This window comes from Vreelandella halophytica (assembly GCF_968193635.1).
The window spans coordinates 2,319,869-2,341,748 of record NZ_OZ309107.1; the positions used below are offsets into that span (position 1 = coordinate 2,319,869).

Here is a 21,880-nt window from a genome sequence, read left to right on the forward strand (position 1 = left end):
GCCAGCGCGCCCCACGCGCCTGGCAGCCGTTATAGCCAAATCCTCTAACCCCCTAGCCATCTCGACTAGCGCCACTATTGACGCTCGTCAATGGATTCGCCTATAGTCAAAACCAATGGAAAATCGATTTTTCCATTGATAAACGATCAATAACTATCGAGCGGCTTACAGCGCAACCGGACCTTTCACCGTTACGATCTGGCGTAAAGCGCTCGTTCTCGGCTGTTTGACGCACCGGCGCTACACCCCTTTCGCGGTGGGTTTTTTTGCGCCCCGTCGATGGGGTTTGGGCCGGTACGATTCGTTTTCGACAGGCGAAGCTAGGCATTTAGACACCCCGTTCGGCCACCGAGCGCAAGGGGTATGTGCGTAGCGCCTTTCAAAGCTCCAACCGCTTTTTTGAAGGACGATCAACATGACGTTTAAAACGCTGCTCACCATGTCGGCTCTTTCCGCCGCGATGGTGCTTCCAAGCGCGGCCATGGCCGCGGATGACTACCCCGACCGCCCTGTCGAATTCATCGTGCCCTGGGGCCCGGGGGGCGCCAGCGACATGCTGATGCGCCTGGTCGGCCGCTACCTGGAGCAGGAACTCGAAACGCCGGTGCCCATCATCAACATGCCCGGCGCCAGCGGTACCGTGGGCCTGCGCGAAGCATCGCGCCGCGACCCGGACGGCTACACCATCAGCCAGATCCACGAAGGGCTATTGATCGCTCACCACTCCGGCGTGACCGACCAGAACTGGGACTCTTTCGAGCCCGTGGCCATGATGACCGCGGATAACTCGGTCATTTTGGTCAATGCGGACACCGGCTGGGAAACCCTGGACGACATGCTCGAAGACGTACAGCCCAACCCCGGCGAGTACCGCATGGGCGTGACGCTGGGGGGTATTCCACATCTGTGGGCGGTGCAGTTCGAAAACGCCACGGATACCCAGTTTGGCTATGTGGGCTACGAAGGCACCGGTGAGCGCCTGCGCGCGCTAGCGGGTGGCCATATCACCATGGCGATCGAGGATTATCAGTCGGCAGAGGCCTTCATCGAGAACGGCGATATGAACGCGCTGGCCGCGGCCACCGAGGAGCGCCTGGACGAGCTTCCCGACACGCCCACGCTCAAAGAGCTCGGCCATGATCTGGAATTTTTGGTCACCCGGGGCGTGGTCGTGCCCAAGGGCACGCCCGAGTCGATCATCGAAACGCTCGAAAACGCCCTCGAAGCCGTTGCCGAAAACGAAGACTTCGCCTCGGAGCTTGCCAACGCCGGTGGCAGCGTGCGTTTCATGAACCGCGCCGACTATATCGACTACCTCGAGCGCAACGACCAGTTCATCGAAGAGAATGCGTCGCTGCTCGATTAAGCGCCGCCCCATTTGATAGGAAGCCATCATGGAGCGTAAGAACCCGGACGCCGCGCTGCTGCCCACGCTGCAGTTGGTGTCCTACGTAGTGCTCGCGGTGGCCGCACTTCTCATGGCCCTGAAGGCCGGCTCGCTGCCGGCCTCTCGTTGGGAGCCCATGAGTGCCGGCACCTTTCCGCAGCTCATTTTCGCCTCGATCGCCGCGCTTTGCACCGTCGCCTTCCTGGTCGAGATCATCAAACGCGGCGTTCCACGGACCACGTTCAACGTGGCCTGGCAGCATCTGGTAGCGCTCAAGCGCGTGCTGGTCAATCTGGCGCTATTCATCGCCTACATGATCGCCATGCCGTTCGCGGGCTTTATGCTGGCCACGTTTGGCTACCTGCTGGCCGCCCAGCTTTACCTGGCGCCCAAACGTCCGCGCACTTTGGTGATCGTAGTGGGCGTGGCGCTGCTGTTTTCGCTGGGGCCTTATTACCTTTTCGCTGACGTATTCAGCATCTACCTCCCACGTGCGCGCTGGTAAACAGGTGACTTCATGACAGATGCGTTTCTCATTGCCTTGGGCGGCGTCACCGAGCCCTATACGTTGATGCTGATGGCGGTGGCCACCTTTGCGGGCATCATCGCCGCCGCGATACCGGGCTTTACCATCACCATGGCGATCGTCCTCACATTGCCGCTGACCTTTGCCATGCCGCCCATGCAGGGTATCGCGGTGATGCTCTCGGTGTACGTGGGCGGACTGAGTGGCGGGCTTTTTAGCGCGGCGCTGCTGGGCATTCCCGGCACGCCTTCGGCGGTGGCTACCACCTTCGATGCTTTCCCCATGGCCCGGCGCGGCCAGCCAGGCCGAGCGCTTTCGCTGGGGCTGTTCGCCTCGTTCATCGGCTCGTTGATTTCGATCGCAGTGCTCATGGTGGCCGCCCCGCCCCTGGCGCTGCTGGCCGTCAAACTCGGCCCCTGGGAGTACTTCGCGTTGATCGTCTTCGCGCTGACGATCATCGCAAGCCTGGTGGGCGAGTCGCTTCTGCGCGGGCTCATCGCGGGGCTGATCGGTATTGCCATCGCCACCGCCGGCCCGGACCCGATCATGTCGCGGGAGCGCTTTACCTTCGGCTACGAGCTGCTCACCGCGGGCATTCCGTTTTTGGTGGTCCTGATCGGCATGTACGCCATGAGCCAACTGCTTTCCGAGCTCGAGCCCTCGCCCTCACACCAGGAAGGCGCCTCGGCCTCGCTGATCGGCGGCGACATGCGCCCCCACCTCTGGGAGGTGATGACCTCGACGCTGAAAAAGCCGGTCAACGTCATTCGCTCGTCGCTTCTGGGCGTGTTCATCGGCGCGGTGCCCGGGGCCGGCAGCTCGATCTCCAACCTGGTCGCCTACGACCAGGCCAAGCGCGCCTCCAAACACCCGGAGCGCTTCGGCCAGGGCGAACCCGAAGGCGTGGTGGCGTCGGAATCCGGCAACTCCTCCACGGTGGGCGGCAGCCTCATTCCGCTGATCTCGCTGGGCATTCCCGGCTCCCCCGCGGATGCGGTGCTGATGGCGGCGATCATGGTGCACGGCATCAGCGTGGGCCCGCGCCTGATTCTCGATCACCCGGATTTGGTCTACAGCATGTTTTTGGCCATGGCGGTGGCCTCCGTTTTTATGCTGGTGATCGGCGTGGTGATGATGCGCGCCTTCATGCGCCTTCTCAACGTGCCCAAGTACATCGTGGTGCCGGTGGTACTGGCCTGCTGCGCAATCGGTACTTACACGCTAAACAACCGGCTGTCGGATCTTTACCTGCTGGCCGCGATCGGCTCGATCGGTTACCTGCTGAAAAAGCTTCACTACCCGCTGGCGCCGCTGGTGCTGGGCGTGGTGCTGGGGCCGATTGCGGAAACCAACCTGCGCCGGGCTTTTCAAACCAGCGGCGACTGGACCCTGTTCTTCACCCGGCCCATCTCGGCGCTGTTGCTGGCGTTGGCGGTGGTGTCGGTGATCTACAGTATCTACGGCTACCTGCGCCAGCGCCGGCTGGCCGAGCAGCGCAGCCAACGCGAGGAAAGCGCCTCTCGGTAGTAGCCTCTGGCCCCCCTCGCTTTGTTGCAAAGCCTATCGAAAAAGGGCCTCGAAAAAGTCCATCGAATAAGCCCATCAAAAATGCCCGCTCTCGAGCGGGCATTTTCGGTTGGATGCTATGGCGGCGACGCCTGGCCGAATTTTACGGCGCCTTCGGGCGCTCCTCGATGATGCGGGTCTGCTCGATGCGGTGCCAGGAGGAAGGAACGCCGCGGGCGGCGGCTTTCTCGTCGTCGCGCACTCGCATACGCTGCAACACGCGGTACTGCAAACGGTTGATCGCGCCGATGCCGATGCCGGGTAGCGGTACAAAAGGGTTGGTACGGCTCATGCCCCAAAGCGCCAGGCGCGAGCTGCCCGGCGCGGCGTCACCCCGGGCGTGGATGCCGAAGGTGTTGGCGATCAGCAGCGTATTGGCTTTCACGCAGAAAGCCCGGGGCCCCTCCTTGCCCAGGCGAGCGGCATCTTCGGCGCTGACCCGAAACGAGCCGCTGGCGGTGTAGTGATCCGCGTGGCGGCTGGCCTTCAAGCTCATGTCGTGCTCCCACTGCAAGCGGTCACGGTGCGGGCGGTTGGAGCCAGGTACGTAGATGAAGGGGCCGTTCGCCTCGCTGACCTCTTCCAGATAAAGCCAGAACTTCATGGTCGGCTGGAAGGTATCGATATGCAGGTTTTTCTGCGGATCACGGCTCACCCCGGCCTCCGCCGGGTCGTTGAGCACGTTCTCGATGTGGCAGATCGGCAGGCGGGCGTGGCCGCTGCAGTAGCGAAACAACCGCTTGAGCGACGCGTCGTCCAGCACCGCTTTCACTTCCGGTACCGCGTCGAGTACTTCCGGCGTGAGCAGGATACGGTGGGTGCGCGCATCGCCCTGGCAGCATTCGCGAATTTCGCCGTCGAAGCGGGCAATGGCCGCTACCAGCGCCTGGAAGTGCGCATCCGAAAGATAGTTCTCCTTGAGCACGTAGCCGTACTCGTTGAACTGCTCGCGGTCCGCCTTGGGCACCCCGGGGGCGAACATGGCCATGCGCAGCCGCGAGATCCAATAGGCTAGCCGAACACGGCTCTTGTGGAGCCCCCAACGGTTGAGCCGATGGCTACCCAGTAACGGGTTGGCCTTGAAGGACTTGGCCCCGGTGAAGACCTCACCACCCCATACCAGATATCGCCCTAATGCTTTCATCGCCGCTTCCTCTGCACGCTTTCAGAGCCGGTATTAAGACACACCCCGCGGCCAGGGGTAAACCTCGGCGGGGCCTGACGGCTATTGACGCCGCTTTTGCGCTTCGCCTATAGTCAAATGCTTTAAAAATAATCGATTTTTTATCTCACAAACGATCATTGAGCCCGCACCTTTCCCAAGCGCAAGGAATTCCCATGAAGCTCGACCCTCACTACTACCCCGCCGCCTCACGTCGAACGGTCACCTTTGGCAAACGCGGCATGGTGGCCACCTCGCAAACCCTGGCCGCGCAGGTGGGCGCTAATATTCTGCGCGACGGCGGTAACGCGATCGACGCCGCCATCGCCACCGCCGCCGCACTCACCGTGGTCGAGCCGACCTCCAACGGTATCGGGAGCGACGCCTTTGCGCTGGTGTGGGTCGATGGCGAGCTGCACGGTTTGAACGCCAGCGGCCGCGCCCCGGAGGGCATTTCGTGTGAAGCCGTCAAGGCGCTGGGCCATGACACCATGCCCGCCCATGGGCTGGTGCCGGTCACCGTACCCGGCGCGCCCGGTGCCTGGGCGGCGCTTTCCGAGCGTTTTGGTAAGCTCGATTTCGCCGCGCTCATCGCGCCGGCCATCGAGCTTGCCGAGAACGGCTACGCGGTGCTGCCTACCGCCAGCCAGCTCTGGGAGCAAGCGTTCAAGCGCTATCGCCAGTACGAAGGCCAGGAATTCGCCCCCTGGTTCGATCACTTCGCCCCCAAGGGCCGCGCCCCACGCCCAGGCGAGGTATGGCGCTCACCGGAGATGGCCAAAACCCTGCGCGCCATCGGCGAGACCCGGGCCGAGGCATTCTACAAAGGCGAGTTGGCCGAGGCCATGGATGCTTTCTCGCGCCAGCACGGCGGCTTCTTGCGCAAAGAAGACCTGGCCGCGTTCACACCCGAGTGGGTCGACCCCATTAGCGTGCGCTATCGCGGCCACGATATTTGGGAGATTCCGCCCAACGGCAGTGGCCTGATCGCCCTACAGGCGCTGGGTATTCTCGAAGCGCTGGGCGACGAGCCGCGTGATCTGGTCGCATCCATTCACCGGCGCATCGAGGCCACCAAGCTTGGCTACGTGGACGGGCTTCGCTACATCACCGAGCCCGCCGACATGACGCCCAGCGTCGAACAAATGCTCTCGCCGGCGTATCTCGAGCAGCGCGGGTCGCTGATCGGCACCGAGGCATTGGACCCCACCCACGGCAACCCACTGCTGGGCGGCACCGTTTATCTGTCCACGGCGGATGACGAAGGCAACATGGTGTCGTTCATTCAAAGCAACTTCGAGGGCTTTGGCTCGGGCATCGTGGTGCCGGGCACCGGCATTAGCCTGCAAAACCGCGGCTGGCAGTTCTCGTTGGAGGAAGACCACGCCAACGTTCTGCGCCCAGGCAAACGTACCTACCACACCATCATCCCGGGGTTCATTACCAAGGATGACCAGGCCGTGGGGCCCTTTGGGGTAATGGGCGGCTACATGCAGCCCCAGGGCCACGTTCAGGTCGTTACCAGCCTGCTGGAAGATCACCTGAACCCCCAGGCCGCGCTGGACCTGCCCCGCTGGAAATGGGTAGAAGGCAAAACCGTCGAGGTCGAACCCGGCTTTCCGGACCACCTCATTCAAGCCCTGGAGCGTCGCGGCCACCACATCGTCAAGAGCACCAGCGGCATCACCTTCGGCCGCGGCCAGGTGATTGTGCGTGACGCGGAAACTGGCGTGCTGCAAGGCGGCACCGAACCCCGCGCGGATGGGGCGGTATTGCCGGTTTAATGTCGATGGTTAAGGTAGGTTTAAAGAAAGGCGCCTCAGGCGAAAGAGAAGACTTTGCCGAGGCGCCTATCGGCGCCATCGCCGGTATGCCGGACCACCAACAAATCGGGCTCCTACAGTTAAACCCATGCACCGTAGGAGCAGGCTTTAGCCAGCGATCTCTTTAAGGTGGCACCCCAAGGAAGGCTGACGCCTTCCATCGCCCAATGAATTGGGCTCCTACAGTAGGAACGAGCCCGAATCGAGATAGGCGAATCGAGTCAGGTCAGTGCCCTTGTAGGAGCAGGCTTTAGCCAGCGATCTGTTTGGGGCGCCACGACTGTCTGGAAAACCTTTCATCTTTCTGACAACGCTAAACCAGACAAAAAAGGCTCCCTGGGGAGCCTTTTTTATGAGCGAACACTGGCCAGCGGCGATTAAATATCGAATCCGGCTTCGCGGGCCAGGGTGTTGTTGGCTTGTAGCCAGCCTTCGATGTGGCCGCAGTCGAAGGTGCGCCCGTGCATGCGGAACGCCTGTACGGTTTGGCCTTCCTTCATGAGACGGTCGATGGCATCGGTAAGCTGGATTTCGTCGCCGGCGCCCGGTGCCTGGTCTTCGAGAAGCTCCATGATGCGATACGGCAGCACATACCGGCCAATGACCGAAAGCCGCGACGGGGCCTCTTCCGGCTTGGGCTTTTCGACTACGCCGCGCATATCGGCGCTTTCCCCGGCGTTTGGCTCGTCGCAGTCGACGATACCGTAGCGGTACACTTCTTCCTGAGGTACCGCTTCCACCATGATTTGCGAGGCCTGGTGGGCATCCCAACGCTCTACCATGCGGCCCAGGTCGCAGGTATCACTACCGACCTGGGGCTTGACCAGTACGTCCGGCAGGATGACGGCGAAGGGCTCGTTGTCGTCCAGCAAGTGGGCGGCGCAGTGAATGGCGTGACCCAAGCCCTTGGCATTGGCCTGGCGCACGCTGGTGACTTTCAATTTGGGCGGAGCGATCGCCGAAAGCGTTTCCAGCAGCGCATCCTTGCCTTTTTTGGCCAGCGAATCCTCGAGCTCGTAGTGCGCATCGAAGTGGTCTTCAATGGCGGATTTCCCCGTACGGGTGACCAGGATAATTTCATTGATGCCCGCGGCCAGCGCCTCTTCGACCACGTGCTGGATCAACGGGCGGTCGACCACCGGCACCATCTCCTTGGGAATCGCCTTGCTGATCGGCAGAAGGCGCGTCCCAAATCCCGCGACAGGAATAATGGCTTTACGGACCTGAGTCATCTAATCATCCTTTTCGTTACAGCGTTTCGTAGGTTCAAGCGCGATCACTGCCGCCACGCCTGTATTTTTTCAAGTAATGCCCGCGTACTGGGGTCAAACACGGTGGGCGTATCGACCGGCTGCTCTTCAAGGGCCTGATAAAAGCTTTCGGCCAGCTTTTTGCCAAGCTCCACACCGGGCTGGTCGAACGGGTTGACGTTCCACAGTACCGACTGGACATATACCTTATGTTCGTAAAGCGCGATCAAGGCGCCGATGCTCCAGGCATTCAAAGACTGCATCAAAATAACGCTATTGGGCTGATTACCGCGATATCCCATGGCCATTTGCCCGCGAGAAACCACCGGAATGGCGTCATCCCCCAGCGCAAACAGTTGAGACTGCGCCAAACAGTTGGCGAGCGTCAGATGTTCCTGAGCACGCAGGGAATCGGCCAGTGCCCCCGTGGCATTACATTCGCGGGTCGCGACAGCGATAAAATCGGCGCTCACCGTATGGCTTCCCTGGTGCAGCAACTGGTAAAACGCGTGCTGCGCATTGGGCCCTACATCGCCCCAAATGATGGGGCACGTGGGGTGCGCCACCAGCTTTCGGTCAAGCCCGACGCTTTTGCCGTTGGATTCCATCTCCAGCTGCTGCAGGTAAGCGGGCACGCTGGCCATACGGGCATCGTAGGGCAGCACGGCGTGGGTCGGAATATCGAGAAACTGCGAGTTCCAGGCGCCTATCGCGGCCATTACAACCGGCACGTTCTCCTCCAATGGCGTGGCGAGGAAATGCTGATCCACCGCGTGGGCCCCTTCCAGCAACCGGTCGAAAGACGCCATTCCCAGCTGCATGGCCACGCTAACCCCAATAGGCGACCAAAGCGAAAAACGCCCGCCGATCCACTCCTTGAAGTGAAGCTGGTGCGCCTCGGGAATACCAAACTCGCTCATTTTATCCGCGCGGGTCGACACACCCACCAGCTGAAAGCGGCAAAGCGTTGCCACGTCGATCTCGAGCGCCTCGCTAAGCCAGCTCAAAGCGGTATTCACATTGAAGCGGGTATCGGCGGTGGTGAAGGATTTGGAAGCCAGCACCAGCAGCGTGGTTTCCGGGTTGAGGCGCTCCATTAACGGCAGAAGCTGGCTACCATCCATGCTGGAAACGTAGTGTACACCGATGTGCTGTTCGCTGGGGCAGGCCCCCAGGGTCTCGCTAATGAGCTTTGGCCCCAAATCGGAGCCCCCCACACCGATATGCACCACATCGGTCACCGACTGCCCCGTGGCGCCAAACCATTGGCGCGCGTGCAACCGCTCGACCATATCCGAGAGTTTTTGCCGCTGAGCCTGGCAAAACGCGACCGCCTCCTCCATGCCCTCCGGGGCGTCCTCATTACCTGGCCAGCGCGCCGCCATGTGCAGCGCCGGGCGCCCCTCGGAAACGTTGACATGACTGCCCGCAAACAGGGCCTGGCGCTTTTCTTCCAGCCGGCAGCTGCGCACCCAGTCCATCAACAGGGCTAGCGTTTGTTCGCTAACACGCTGCTTGCTGAAATCGACATGGAGCGACCCCAGCGAAAACTGCAGGGCTTTGCTACGACGCAGGGCAACATCGCTGTCGCCGGCGAGTAAATCGGTGAGGGATTTCGTCTGAATCTGCTCGGCATGCGTTTTCAAGGCATTGAGCGGCGTGTAGACACGCGGAGCCGTCGAGAGCGTGGATACATTCATTGTGTCGTCCTTGAGTCTTTCGAAGATGATTCATTCATCTTGTTACCAGCAACTTTCAAGCCACTTTGTTTGATCGAGCTGCCAGCGCTATATATTACAAAGCCCTAAGCGTACTAGAGGGCCGAGGCAGCTCGAAATTTTTCCGTACCCGCCCACGTTAAAACGCGTTATGTGTCGATAAACCCCTAAACGCGCTTGATAAGCGCCATTCTGGCACACAACGCCACAGTGAATGATACAGCGTGTAAGTTGCCAACAGCGTAAGCCATATTGGCAATTTTACAACGTTGGAGAGGCTATTTACCGCCTGGGCTGACCGCTAACGGCTCATTGCGCCAGCACCCCGGCCAGAAGCTGCTGGGCGCTGCAAATCAGCTCATCTAGGTGCTCGGGGCCCTTGAAGCTTTCGGCGTAGACTTTGTAAAGCGACTCGGTACCGCTGGGCCGGGCGGCGAACCAGCCGTTTTCGGTCACGACCTTGATCCCGCCAATACTGGCACCGTTGCCCGGCGCGTTAACGAGTACCGCCGTAATGGCATCACCGGCCAGGGTATCCACGGTAACGCTGTCGGCGCTCAGCTTCTTAAACGCGGCTTTTTCCTCCGGGCGACAGGCGGTATCGACCCGCTTGTAGCTGGGCGTGCCCAAACGCTCGGTGAGTTCCTGGTAGTACGCGCTGGGGGTTTTGCCGGTGACCGCCATGATTTCGGCCGCCAGCAGGCATAGCGCGATGCCGTCCTTGTCCGTGGACCAGGCGTTGCCATCGCGGGTGAGCAGGCTTGCCCCGGCGCTTTCTTCACCGCCAAAGCCCAAATACCCTTCGTGCAGCCCTTCTACGAACCACTTAAAGCCCACCGGCACTTCATAAAGCTCACGCCCGTGGGAGGCCACGACGCGGTCGATCATCGAGGACGAGACCAGGGTCTTGCCGATCTTGAGTGCACCCGCCCCGCTGCTTGGCCACTGGGGGCGGTAGCTCAGCAGATAATCCACGCACACCGCTAAAAAGTGGTTGGGGTTCATCAACCCGCCCGCATCCACGATGCCGTGACGGTCGGCGTCCGGGTCGTTGCCGAAGGCGATATCAAAGCGGTCTTTGATTGCCAGCAGGTTGGCCATGGCCGCGGGGCTTGAGCAGTCCATGCGGGTTTTGCCGTCGTGGTCCGGCGGCATGAAGCCAAAAGCAGGGTCGACGGTGGTGTTGACCACTTCGACATTGACCGCGTAGCGCATCAAAATGGCCTGCCATACCGGCAAGGCGGTACCGCCCATGGGGTCGGCGCCCAGGGTCAGCCCCGCCTTTTCGATCGCCTCGATATCCACGACCTGGGGCAGGTTTTCGACATAAAGGCTAGTGAAGTCGAACTCGGTGGCATGTTCCAGCGCCTGCTCGAGCGCCACCCTGGGGACATCATCGATACGGGTGAGGTAGTCGTTGGCGCGCGCTTCGATCCAGCCGGTCGCCTCGGTATCCGCCGGGCCGCCGTGGTAGGGGTTGTACTTGATGCCGCCATCTTCCGGCGGGTTGTGGGACGGCGTGATGATCAGCCCATCTGCCCGGAGCGCGTTTTTGTTGGCGTTGTGTTGCAGAATGGCGTGACTGACCAGGGGCGTGGCGGTATAGCCGCGGTCCTTTTCGATATTCACCGTCACGTTATTCGCCGCCAACACCTGAAGCACGCACTCCCAGGCCGGGCGCGAAAGCGCGTGGGTATCCAGCCCTAAAAACAGCGGCCCCTGGTAGCCCGCGTCCACCCGGTAGTCCACGACGGCCTGGGTAATCGCCCAAATATGCGCAGCGTTGAAGGTGCGATCCGTGGCGCGGCCACGGTGGCCCGAGGTACCAAACGCCACGCGCTCGGCGGCTGTCTCGGCGTTGGGGGTTTGTTCATAAAACGCGTTTAAAAGGGCTTCCACATGCACCTCCTTTGCAAAAAATAGTGACGATCCGATGGAGAAGATACTACTACAAACCTCCCGCAAAACTCTAAGCGCTTACGCGTAGGTCCTCGTCGGCGATCTGTTTATGGGTGCACCGTGGCCCAAGGAAGGCTGGCGCCTTCCATCGCAGAGGTGTCGGACCACCGATGAATCGGGCTCCTACAAAAGGCGGCGGCAATCCGGGTTGGCTATAAATTCATCCAAAAATCGGCGGTATGTTCAGGGTTGCCGATGCGTTGGGCGTCCTGGGCGGCCTGGGTGGCCATTTGGGCGGTGGCTTGGGGATTTTCCAGCAATTGGGTGATGGCGGCTTGCCATTGCTTGGGGTCGTCGTTTGCCAACAGGCCGTTTTCGCCGTGGCGTACGACCTCGGTGTAGGGGTAGCGGTTGGAGTACACGCCTACTGCGCCCATGGCGGCGATATCCAGAAACTTGATGAAGGATTTACCCGCGTTGAAAGGAGTATCCCATAGCGGCGCCAGCCCGATGTGTATGCGCTGGCGGCGCTGGTAGGCCTGAAATGCCTGCCAGCCAAGCGGTGTGGGTGTGTCTACCCGGGGAAGCGTTGCCAGTGCGGGGGGCGTGTATTCGCCCAGCATGATTTCCAGGCGGGTGTCATCGCGATGGGTTTGCAAAGCGCTGAGTGCCGGGGCGATATGTTCAAGATCCGGCAGGTGGGCGCGGGTGCCGTGAAAGCCCAATTGCCACGGGCTTTCACTACTCGGGCCGGCCTCGAAATGATGGCGAGAAGGCAGCGGCGCCAGCAAAGCCGGTGTGAGTACCCGAACGTTTGCGTGAAAAGCGCGTAGCCGCTGGGCCAGCTGTTCGCTGCAGGCCACAACGGTATCGGACAGTGCAAACAGGCGAGGCTGAAGCGCGGCAATGCGCGCCATGCGTTCGCGGTATGCGCTGGGCAACGCCGTGTCGCGTGCAGCAGCTGGCAGGTCGTCGTCGATGAGGTAAATGATCGAACCGAACCGATCCCGGTGGCGCTGCAGCCACGCAAGCCAGCTTGGTGACATTGAGCGGCAAATCACCAGGTGGTGGTCACGCAAATGCTCACGAAAGCGCCATTGCCGCCACCAGGCCGATACCGCGGTACGCGAAGCGAGCACCCGCTGAACGCGATGCCCCTGCGCTTCAAGCAGTAGCGCCGCCGAGGCGAGTAAATAAATATCCTCCGTCGGCCGCGCTCCATCGCTCAATACCGTCCAATGCTGGCCGCTCACAAAGGCTCCTTTAAATGAAGGTGTTGCGGATGAACAACGCTGCCATTACGTACGTTGCGCGGCACGGCGCCAAGTGGCAATGCCCCACCCCGCAAAGCACTGCACTGCCTCTCGCAGGTACAATTCACCACTCACCCTTCACAACTCACCATTCCCCCCCATCAACGCAGCGAGAAATCCTCGTGCACCAGGGTCAGGTTGGGGTTATAGGCGGGGTCGCTGTCCAGCAACTCGCCCCAAGCTTTACGCATATAGGCGAATTCGCTGAGCCAGCGGGCGCGCTTCTCGGGGGTGTCATCCGCCCCACGGGAGATCGATTCGTGGTGGTAAAGTGCCGCGTACGGGGTCCAGAGGTTGCGATACCCCGCTTCGCGGACCTTAATGCAGAGATCCACATCGTTATAGGCCACGGCCAAGTCCGCTTCGTTCAAGCCGTTCACCTCCTCGAAGACCGATTTACGTAACAGTAAGCAGGCAGCGGTCACGGCGGAAAGGTTTTGTGTGACCTTCAAGCGACCCATGAAACCGTCATCATCGCGCTGGAAAAACCGGTGCGAGTGGCCGGCCATACCGCCCAGACCCAAAATGACACCGCCATGCTGCACAGTGTTATTGGGATAATAGAGCTTGGCACCCACACAGCCGATGTCCGGGCGCGAAACCTGCTCGACCATTTCGGTCAGCCATGTGCCCTCGGTCGGCTCGACGTCGTTATTGATCAAACCGATAATGCTGCCCTTGGCCTGAGCGGCACCGAAGTTGTTGATCGAGGAGTAGTTGAACGGGTGGTTGTAGTGGATCACCCTCACCCGTGAGTCGCGCGCTTCTACATCCTTTAGATACGCAAGCGTTTCCTTACAGCTACTCTGGTTATCCAGAATCAGCAGCTCGAAATGGGTGTAGTCGGTGCGCTCCAGAAGAGCATCCACACAGGGGCGCAGGATATGCACCCCGTCGCGCGTGGGCACCAGCAGCGTCACCAGCGGTTGGGGCTCTGGCATGGGCCACTGTACGCGCTGGGTGCCGGGTAGTAAACCTTCACTTATGCGGGTATTAGCCCCCAGCGCTTTAAAATGGTGCTGCAGCAGGGATACAAAACTGGTTTCAGCACCACTTTGCGCGCCGTGGTAAGCAATGTGAGGCACGTGGGCAAACCACGCCGGCGTAAACGCTGGTTGCCGGGTAATGCTCAAAAGCTGGGCATAATCGAGCCAGTCCGGATTTTGGGCGTGCTCGATGCCAGTCTCTAAACCCAAGGGGTTCAATATCCCGCGCTGATAACACACCCCGCGGCCCATATAGGGCATGGCGTATAGAAAATCGGCGTTGTATTCCGGCTTGAACTGCGGCGAGTTGCGCACGCCCTGCTCGTCCAGGCTGTCTTCATCGGCGACCAGCACCTGGGCGGCGGGGTTATCCGCCGCAATGCGCGCGGCGTGGTAAAGCGCGTTGTCCGCCAAGCGGTCGCCCGGGCGGAGAAAATACACCCAGTCGCCTGCTGTATGCGCCAGGGCTTCGCTTCGCTGCTCGGCAATCGAGAACGACGGCGTTTCAACGACCTCTAAAAACGCAAGCTCTTGCTGCCATTCGCTCAACCAGGCCGCCAGGCGTTGATGCTGACCCGGCGAAAGCAGTAAAAGCGCTTGGCGGGGCGAAAGCGACTGTTCGGCAACGCTTGCAAGCGTGGGATATAGCCACTGCTTGAGCTGCTTGAGCGAGCGCTTTTGCTCACTAACGCCGAGTACGACCACGCTACAGGCAAACCCCTTATGGGACGCCACTTCGTGTTTATCTGGAGCGCGGCGCTGTTCGATCTGTTGGATCCACTGCTGATAGTGGCGCCGGGTCGACATGCTAATGAAAGTGCTGTCGTAATCCTCTCGCGCGATCGACTGCCATTTACGGCTATGTTTACGCCCCTGCTGCTTTAGACTAACCAGCACTTCATCAACCGTAAGGTCGCGGTAGTGCTGGTGCGTGTTGACCAGACGCTGCAAAAGCCGGTTATAAGCAAACGTGGGGGTCAGCCAAACAAACCGAAAATGGCTGTAGGAGAAGGTACACGCCACATGGGATGGCCTAAGCGTGATCTTCTTTACGCCCCAGGGGACGAATACCAGCCGCTTGGTGGTTTTACCCATCCGTAGCGGAAAATCGACCGTGATCGAGCGCCGAACGGTTTCGATAGTCAGTGTGGCGACGATGCCGCTGATATCCCGGTCACAGGCGATCTCGAGCATGTTCCAGCCAGCCCAGGGGAGCTGGCCTTCGAGTTTGAACTGCGCTTCTGCGCCCGTAGCCTGCCACTCGCCGGGGCGTTCGGTTGGAACGAGCTGCTGCTGAGGTACAAAGCGCAGAGGTGAGCGATGGTGCAGATACCGCATGTTACTTGTTGCCATTTGACTCTTCTTCATAGCGCTTTGTCATAGTGCCTGCTGCCGCCCCACTAATGAAAAAAGGGCATACTACCAGCCCGGAGAAGCCCCGACACCCTGCCCGCCACATTAAAGCATCACCCACGATGAAAGCCCGAGGGACTTGACCAACCCGTCTTCCGCCCCCGCAACGACTTGGCGCTTAGCGAGCAACTCCTGTTCGCTGGTGGTCAGTCGCGCACGCTTGTCTTCAATAAGCGTTTTCAATGCCTGGTTGGCCTTGGGCACCTGCACGACAAACCGTGCATTGGTTTGTGCTACCAGATACGCCGGTTTCACTGCCGCAACGAGCTCCGGGTCCAGATTACCCGCTGTATGTACGAAGATGACGCGTTCAAAAAGGCGGCTTAAGTAGTTCAGCATGGAGTAACTGGAAGAGGAGCCAAACACCAAGCAGGTAGCCGGGTTCAAGGCCTCGGCGTAGTTTATGAGCAACAAGCGTCCGAAGTTGGGCAAACCATTATCAAAGTAACGGTGCTTGTGGTAGCTAAACGTCGTAAGCCCTTCGATTTCACACTCTTTTTCAGGGGAAAATTTGCTACCCAAATCACCTGCTAACCGCCGGGTCTTATAACTATCGGCTTCGAAGAGTGCCGCCACCGCTTGCATATCGAGCTCTAACGCTTTCGCTAGCTCGACTGTCGCGCTCATGGCGCCGCGTTGAGCCCAATGCGTATCGGTCTGAATGAAGGCTTTGTCGCCAAGCTCGGTTAAAGCAGCAACGGGGTAAACGGCCTTGGCTGCTTCGGGCAATGCCAGTAGTTGATGTACCGGCCCTCCCTCGCCTTCGGGAAAAGGGTGGTAGCGCGGCCCCATCACGCTCTCTTTGGAGGGCGCAACCAATAGCGCATTTTTTGTTTCATGCTTTTTAGCAAGCTCATTAAAGCTCTTAAGGTAAGCTTGCCAATGAGCAAGCCCCTCTTCGGTCAAGCGCATATAGCCACGGTATTGATCGACGCTACCGTTGGTATCGTTGTCGAGAAACAACCAACCCTCTTTTCCTTCAAGCACCTTCAAAGGCGCAGTGTCGATCTCCGTTGCAGGACCATCCTCTTCCATGCGTAGATACTCGAGGTTAAAACGCTCCTCGCCGACAAGAAGCGCCAAACCAAATTCTTTCACCGTTCTGGGAACGGTAAAACGAAAACCGCAGGCAAGCTGCGGATGAATATTGGCATCCGCCTGAAGAACGCGCGTAATGACATCCGGGCGCTGAATACCCAAGGGGTGTATCAATTCAAACGCCTCCCCCCAGTAGGCGATCACCCGTACACGTTCCAAGTCGTGCGAGCAACAAGCAGGTAACAACACCCAGCCCTGAACGACGGTACCGCCCGCTTCCATTTTCGAAGGCCCGTCACTTATTGGGTAATCCAGGTGCCAACGCAAACCCGCATCGTTAGGGTCTTTGCGCTTATGGCCGGACACGGCCTCTTTCAACTGGTGCAGCCAGCCACCCGGTGCTGCCTGAGTACGCTTAAGATTATCGAAATCCATAGGGACCTTTCACTACTACCGTCACTGGTCTGAAATATGAGCAATCCAGATAAGACAAAAAAAGCGCACAAGCGTGCGCTTTTTATAGCCTCGAATCAGAACCTAAACGTCCCATGGCGCATCAATAAAGCCCAAACGCTCTTTATTGGTGGCATCCCAGCGGTTTTGCTTGAACATGATATCGAAATCCGTTTCTTTCTTGCCCGCCAGCTCATGGGTGGATTTTTGCAACTTGTGATAAATAAGCGCATCGCTGACGTGATAGATTTTGAGGCCCAAAATATGGCGCACCACGTCACAATAGATACGGTCTGACCGATAGTGACGGCCGTGCTGAGCGTCCAGCTCCCCCGCTTTTTGATAAACATGGCGCGGAATGTATACGCAGAAAAACGGCGCAAAGGAGATTTCCAAAGCCCTGCCATCGTGAAAAAGCGGCACATGCTGAACGTTGGCGTGATGCTTTGAAATATTGACGTCGCACGGGAACGCCGCATTGGCGTAGGGTACATGATCGTTCAGCGTTTTGGTCCCCCCCGGTAGCACCTGCTGAGGTACTACTAGACCGCATTCCGGTAGCGTATAAGCAGCTTTCTGCATCGCTTCGAAGGCGCCAGAGGTGACCAAAGAGTCGTTATTGAGCAGCACGATATCGTTAGCAGCGCTGGCGGCATGAATGCCTCGGTTGACCGCATGAGTAAACCCGAAGTTGGCATCGTTAAAAACGGCTTTGATACGCCCGGCACTGCTTTCCTGGCGGATAAAATCGCATACGGGTTGCGAAGAGGCATTATCCACCACCACGATCTCGAGCGAGGTTCCCAAGCCAAGCTCATAAAGGCTTTGCAGGCACTCTTGTAAATCGACCCTAGATTCGTAGCTGGGAATAATGACCGATACGCCCTTTTTCAAGTCAGCGCTTTTGGCCTGTAGGCTACTGCTGTTTTGAGCAGTACTGCTTTCAAGCTGTATTTCAGGCGGTTTAGGGATATAGGTAAGCCCCGTTTTTTCACGTACTTTTTCAAGAAAGGACGAATAGCTCTTCTCACCCGTCAATGAGTTCGTTGCCCTATCCAAATAATAGTGGGTGAGCAAGACGGGCACTGAGTAAAGTGCTGCATCCAACGCATAACGGCGTACCAGATCCCAATCCACGTAGCGCGGTAAACTTTCGTCAAAGCCGCCCAAGCGCTGCCATGCCTTGCGGGTATGCACGAACGTGTTCAAGTCTATGTAGTTGCGGTTAAACAGAAGCGATCGATTCAGGGGGCCAAACATTACCCCTGCAGGCGTTTGACTATCACCATGGTAACGGTATAAACCGGAGTAAAGCGCTTCGGCATCCGGTAATTGCTGGAACGCGCCGACCATGGCGGCAACGAAGCGCGTATCCCAGCGGTTGTCCGAATCAAGGTACATGATGTACTCGCCCCGAGCCACTTCCAACCCTTTATTACGCGCGGCGGATACCCCGCCGTTTTGGCCGAGCAGTACCGCGTTGATACGGGCGTGTTCGTTGGCGGCACGCTCGCACCACTTATCCGTACCGTCCTTACTGCCATCATCTACCAGGATGAGCTCTATATTGGAATAGGACTGCGCCATTACCGAGTCGACCGCCTCACCCACGGTTTCCATACGGTTGAAACACGGCATGATGATAGAGACCAACGGTGGTGAAGTCAGCGCTTGAGCGCGTTCTACCAAAACGCGTGCCACGTTTTCCATGGCAGCGAAGCAGCGCTTATCATCCTCACGAAACGGCTGGGAGATAAAAGGATCCACTAACCCGTGCGCGAGATAACCTGCAAAATTACTAAAGCTGCGCTCAAAAGCCCAGCGTGCCTGGCTTGTGGCCACGCACTTGCGTGTTTGGGTATCGATCAGTTCGAGCTCGTGCTGCTGGCCGTCCAGCAAATCGATCGGGGGGTAAATTTCAAAGGCGTGATGGCCCTGGTGGAGTTGGTTATCGCGTAAATCACCTCGGAAAAGGTTGGCGGAGGTATTGATCTCCCGAGTACCATCGATCCGGATAATGGCCTCGCGGGGCGCCGGGTTTTCAAGGTCGGCTAGCCAGCCACGAATCGACATGCCTTTGCCTATATTGAGATCGCCCGCTATACGCTGACTGCTCACCTCGTCCGGAGAGTCCACTATCGGGTCCGCCAAAAGCTCCGAAGGCATAGCATACTCGAGCGGCATGGGCTCTTGGCAAACCGTGAGTGCGAACTTGCCATCCACGCTAGGCCCCAACAGTAAAATCTGCCCAGCCTGGGGGTGAATAGTCCCCGCCACCAGCCTTTCAAGGGCATGGGCCAGCTCTCCATCCTGCTGGCCGGTTTCGGTTTCAAACTGGTGTTTGGCCACTTCTTCTGCAAGTGGCATTAATGCCTGAGGGCGACACCAAAACATGGAGCCTGCTAAAAAACCCCAGTCGTTTTCAAGCGATATGTCGAGCCGCTCTGCCAACAGGGTTAGCCACCTGTCGTTCTCAAACCGCATGGCCTGCTGGCTCATGAATAGCCGTTTGGGGCCAGCCAGTTTCAGGCGCTCATCGCTGCGTAGCGTACTGACGACTTGACGAAGCACCGGGCCTTTGGGTAACACGCTTCCCAGTAATTCTTCGCGCCACTGCCTGGCTACTTTGGTTACGCCCTGCTTGGTGTGAAGCTTCAAGCACAGTTCGTAATGGGTAAGCCTTGGAAGCAAAGTAAAAAAAGGCGCGATATCGCGTCCCAGGTTGGGGCTTAGCACTACCTCTGCCCAAGGGAAGCGGTTTTTCAAAGCAGCTATTTCGGGGGTATCCGGCGCGTGCGGCGTAGTGATATAAAGATCGAAGGGCTCCGTTAGGCGCGCAAGCCGCTCACCCAAGGCCGCTATCAGATCCAAATGGTAGGCGTGCAGTACGACGGCTATACGCGGTGTAGGACGCGGGCTGCTCGGCAACGCTTTTGGCTGGCGGCCTTCATTCAAGCCGTGAGCAAGGTAGTGCTCCAGGGGGTCGAACCCGCCAAGCTCTACATCCGCGTAGTGCTTACGATAAAAATCGGGGTCGAACCTGGGCCCGGGGCTGCGCCCTAGCGGCCAGCCATAGTGCATAAAGTGCTCTAAAGGCGCTAACTCGCTTTGGCGAGCATCCGGATAGCGCTCTTGGTACCACTGCTCATCAAATAAGCCAGATTCCAGCAGCTTTTTTTTAAGCGTTACGTTCATTCTGATGCCTTAAAACTACGCTGTTCGGCTTGACCAAATTTAAGGTAATGAATCAGCGGGTTGGTGCCGCCTTCGTCGACATCCGGGTGAGTAGCCAGGTAATAGGCGGAATCGAACTCGGGGCCGGGGTTGCGCCCTTCAAAACCGCCCATTACCAGATAATGCCGCGCAGGCTGTTTAGCCATTTTAGGGTCGCTCGCAATATCCGGGTACTGGTTTAGGTACCACGTAGCGTCGAACCAGCGGCTATTTTCGATCATCGCCACTTGGCGTTTCATGGCACGCTTGGTAAGCGGTGACGTCTTACGCACGGGCCGAGAGTGAGAGGCTGGGCCTTCCTCTTGTAGCGATTCACTGCCCAGCGTCGACTGGCGATAAAATTCCAGGCGCTTGGTCAACGCAACCAATTCATTGCTTTGACGCTGATGCTCCTGGTTTGCCTCGTCCAATGCGTTCGTCAGCTCGTCTATTTTCGCCTCGTTTTGCTGCCTGATTTTTTGTGCGTCTAACAACTTATTTTCTAAATGAGCTTTCTGCTCGACTTTGCTTGCCTCGGCTTGTTTCTGCGCTTCCTGCAATTTGTGCTCTAACTGAGCTTTTTGCTCATTCGCCTGTTTCTGCGCAGCCTTATGTGTTGCCGCCGCTCTTTCCAATTCGGCCTGGTGTTCGCTCACCTGTTGATGCTGCTTGGCTTCGCGCTCTTCCAACATATTGGTAAGTACGGCGAGCTCTTCAAAACGCTCATTAACCTGTTCTTTAGCCTGCTTCTCGCTTTGGCTCAGCTCAGCCACCTGCTGGCTTAGCGTATCATTCTGGCGTTTTGCCTCGGCAAGCTCTTCTTGCTTACTGGTTTCGGCTTCGTTTAGCTGGCGCGTTAACTGGCCAAGCTCTTCAAAACGCTCCCTGAGCGATGTTTCCTGCTCTTCCAAACGCTGTATTTGATTGGCTATTTGCCGGTCTTTCTGGGCAATGGCCTGGTCGTTGTCTTCAAGCGTTTTAAGCGCTTCGCTCAGTTCAGCTTGCTGCTGCTCGTACTCACTTTGTAACTTTTCGTTCTTCTGATGTGCTTGATCGCGTTCTTTTTCGGTCTGAGCCATCGTTTCCGCATTCTGCTGTGCCAAGCGTTCGCGCTCTTCCGCTTGGTGGCGGCTACGCGCGAGCTCTTGTTTGAGCTCAGCGTTCACTTCTTCCAACGTGCTTACGCGCTCTGCCAAGCGGCCGCGCTCGTGGGCAAAACGCTCCTCCTGACGGGTAATGCGGTTTTGTAGCTCGAGTGTCTGCTTATCCTGCTTATGGGAGTGCTCTTGCTGCTCTTCAACAATGGCTTGAGCACCTGCTAGTTTTTGTTGCGTCTCTTCTACTTGCCCCTGTAGTCGATTGGCAAGCGTTTGCTGCTGCTGAGCGATGACTTTATCCTGACAGCTGCGCCCTAATCGGCCGAATATATCCTGTACCACTTGGCTGGACGCTTTGGATTCAAGCGATCCCAACAGGTTTTTGACTAACGCAGGAGGTGTATCCCCCACCATCAATACGCCCAACCCACCCGCATGAGTAAAAGCAAAATGCGGATACTGCGACTTGAGTTCGTTAAAAACTCGAAACGCCTGAGCGCCAGGCTCTCGCTTGGCAATACCGGGTAGCAGCACCACGCCTTTGCTACTCAAACGCGAAGCCCAACGATCCAAAAGATAATCGATGCTGTCATCGTCTGACGCTACATTAAGAAGGAGCAGGTCGAGCGAGGCTTCGTCGAATTGCTGGATGGCACGCGTAGGGTTGACTGACACCCACTGGCTGGTGCCACCAAAGTGCTCTGCCCCGTACTCTTCCATGCGAACTTGCTGTTCGCTGTTTGCCTCGCCAATCGCATAACAGTGCGCGCCCAAGCGTAGGCGAGTCACCGCTTGGCAAAGTGCAAAGTGCGGTACCAAATCAACGCCCAGCCCCACAGCCTGGGTAGGGCGAAGCGCCTCGACCAGCCAAAATAAAAAGGGCAAATGCTCGAGCCAGGGGGAAGGCTCCCGGTACTCGGGCTGCCAAAACATGGAACCCTGAGCCAGCGTGCTAATGGAGGGCTTGGTGGCTAGCTCTTGGGTAGCGTTGTTAGCTAAAGACTGAGAATCTGAACTCACAATAAATTCCTGATAC

At 58.5% G+C, this 21,880-nt stretch carries 13 protein-coding genes; 4 read left to right on the forward strand and 9 right to left on the reverse strand.

Features of this window, described 5'->3' with window-relative positions; translation table 11 throughout:
• The first annotated feature begins 415 nt into the window (after positions 1-415).
• From ACWHXT_RS10865 to ACWHXT_RS10875, 3 genes are read left to right on the forward strand one after another with little or no spacing between them, the layout of a single operon-like run.
• The gene (locus tag ACWHXT_RS10865; protein ID WP_447955837.1) at positions 416-1,366 is read left to right on the forward strand and encodes a Bug family tripartite tricarboxylate transporter substrate binding protein; all 951 of its coding nucleotides are present in this window, start codon (positions 416-418) and stop codon (positions 1,364-1,366) included.
• Positions 1,367-1,394: 28 nt separating this feature from the next.
• Positions 1,395-1,892 (forward strand): tripartite tricarboxylate transporter TctB family protein, encoded by a 498-nt coding sequence (locus ACWHXT_RS10870; RefSeq protein WP_447926345.1) that lies wholly within the window; start codon positions 1,395-1,397, stop codon positions 1,890-1,892.
• 12 nt (positions 1,893-1,904) lie between these two features.
• Positions 1,905-3,440 carry a tripartite tricarboxylate transporter permease gene (locus tag ACWHXT_RS10875; RefSeq protein WP_447955838.1) on the forward strand — a complete coding sequence of 512 codons (1,536 nt, stop codon included), beginning with the start codon at positions 1,905-1,907 and terminating at the stop codon, positions 3,438-3,440.
• A 142-nt stretch (positions 3,441-3,582) separates the two neighbouring features.
• Here the strand turns inward: ACWHXT_RS10875 and ACWHXT_RS10880 are convergent, their stop codons facing one another.
• Positions 3,583-4,623: a phytanoyl-CoA dioxygenase family protein gene (locus ACWHXT_RS10880; protein ID WP_447955839.1), complete on the reverse strand. Its 1,041-nt coding sequence runs from the start codon at positions 4,621-4,623 to the stop codon at positions 3,583-3,585.
• Positions 4,624-4,817: 194 nt separating this feature from the next.
• On the opposite strand from ACWHXT_RS10880, the gene ACWHXT_RS10885 reads away from it, so the two are divergent.
• Complete coding sequence (locus tag ACWHXT_RS10885) at positions 4,818-6,425, forward strand: gamma-glutamyltransferase family protein (RefSeq protein ID WP_447955840.1); 1,608 nt, start codon at positions 4,818-4,820, stop codon at positions 6,423-6,425.
• A gap of 416 nt (positions 6,426-6,841) precedes the next feature.
• Here ACWHXT_RS10885 and ACWHXT_RS10890 read toward each other — a convergent pair whose 3' ends face one another.
• The 8 genes from ACWHXT_RS10890 to ACWHXT_RS10925 form a co-directional block, all read right to left on the reverse strand.
• The gene (locus ACWHXT_RS10890; RefSeq protein WP_447955841.1) at positions 6,842-7,696 is read right to left on the reverse strand and encodes a UTP--glucose-1-phosphate uridylyltransferase; all 855 of its coding nucleotides are present in this window, start codon (positions 7,694-7,696) and stop codon (positions 6,842-6,844) included.
• Between the two features lie 44 nt (positions 7,697-7,740).
• Complete coding sequence (pgi, locus tag ACWHXT_RS10895) at positions 7,741-9,414, reverse strand: glucose-6-phosphate isomerase (RefSeq protein WP_447955842.1); 1,674 nt, start codon at positions 9,412-9,414, stop codon at positions 7,741-7,743.
• A 327-nt stretch (positions 9,415-9,741) separates the two neighbouring features.
• Entirely contained in the window at positions 9,742-11,331 is a 1,590-nt protein-coding gene (pgm, locus tag ACWHXT_RS10900; RefSeq protein ID WP_447955843.1) for a phosphoglucomutase (alpha-D-glucose-1,6-bisphosphate-dependent), read from the reverse strand.
• Between the two features lie 212 nt (positions 11,332-11,543).
• Positions 11,544-12,584 (reverse strand): glycosyltransferase family 1 protein, encoded by a 1,041-nt coding sequence (locus tag ACWHXT_RS10905; RefSeq protein WP_447955844.1) that lies wholly within the window; start codon positions 12,582-12,584, stop codon positions 11,544-11,546.
• A 161-nt stretch (positions 12,585-12,745) separates the two neighbouring features.
• A complete protein-coding gene (locus tag ACWHXT_RS10910) occupies positions 12,746-14,983 on the reverse strand; it encodes a glycosyltransferase family 2 protein (RefSeq protein WP_447955845.1) in 2,238 nt (745 codons plus the stop codon).
• A gap of 105 nt (positions 14,984-15,088) precedes the next feature.
• Complete coding sequence (locus tag ACWHXT_RS10915) at positions 15,089-16,516, reverse strand: alginate O-acetyltransferase AlgX-related protein (RefSeq protein WP_447955846.1); 1,428 nt, start codon at positions 16,514-16,516, stop codon at positions 15,089-15,091.
• Positions 16,517-16,618: 102 nt separating this feature from the next.
• On the reverse strand, positions 16,619-19,729 hold the full coding sequence (locus tag ACWHXT_RS10920) for a glycosyltransferase (protein ID WP_447955847.1): 3,111 nt from the start codon (positions 19,727-19,729) through the stop codon (positions 16,619-16,621).
• Complete coding sequence (locus ACWHXT_RS10925; RefSeq protein ID WP_447955848.1) at positions 19,726-21,864, reverse strand: hypothetical protein; 2,139 nt, start codon at positions 21,862-21,864, stop codon at positions 19,726-19,728. The genes ACWHXT_RS10920 and ACWHXT_RS10925 overlap by 4 nt, the downstream gene beginning before the upstream one ends.
• Between the last annotated feature and the right edge of the window lie 16 nt (positions 21,865-21,880).

Excerpts from the sequence above, each read along its gene's own strand:
- ACWHXT_RS10865 (WP_447955837.1), top strand. The coding sequence starts at position 416 with ATGACGTTTAAAACGCTGCTCACCATGTCGGCTCTTTCCGCCGCGATG.
- ACWHXT_RS10870 (WP_447926345.1), top strand. The coding sequence starts at position 1,395 with ATGGAGCGTAAGAACCCGGACGCCGCGCTGCTGCCCACGCTGCAGTTG.
- ACWHXT_RS10875 (WP_447955838.1), top strand. The coding sequence starts at position 1,905 with ATGACAGATGCGTTTCTCATTGCCTTGGGCGGCGTCACCGAGCCCTAT.
- ACWHXT_RS10880 (WP_447955839.1), bottom strand. The coding sequence starts at position 4,623 with ATGAAAGCATTAGGGCGATATCTGGTATGGGGTGGTGAGGTCTTCACC.
- ACWHXT_RS10885 (WP_447955840.1), top strand. The coding sequence starts at position 4,818 with ATGAAGCTCGACCCTCACTACTACCCCGCCGCCTCACGTCGAACGGTC.
- ACWHXT_RS10890 (WP_447955841.1), bottom strand. The coding sequence starts at position 7,696 with ATGACTCAGGTCCGTAAAGCCATTATTCCTGTCGCGGGATTTGGGACG.
- pgi (WP_447955842.1), bottom strand. The coding sequence starts at position 9,414 with ATGAATGTATCCACGCTCTCGACGGCTCCGCGTGTCTACACGCCGCTC.
- ACWHXT_RS10910 (WP_447955845.1), bottom strand. The coding sequence starts at position 14,983 with ATGGCAACAAGTAACATGCGGTATCTGCACCATCGCTCACCTCTGCGC.
- ACWHXT_RS10915 (WP_447955846.1), bottom strand. The coding sequence starts at position 16,516 with ATGGATTTCGATAATCTTAAGCGTACTCAGGCAGCACCGGGTGGCTGG.
- ACWHXT_RS10920 (WP_447955847.1), bottom strand. The coding sequence starts at position 19,729 with ATGAACGTAACGCTTAAAAAAAAGCTGCTGGAATCTGGCTTATTTGAT.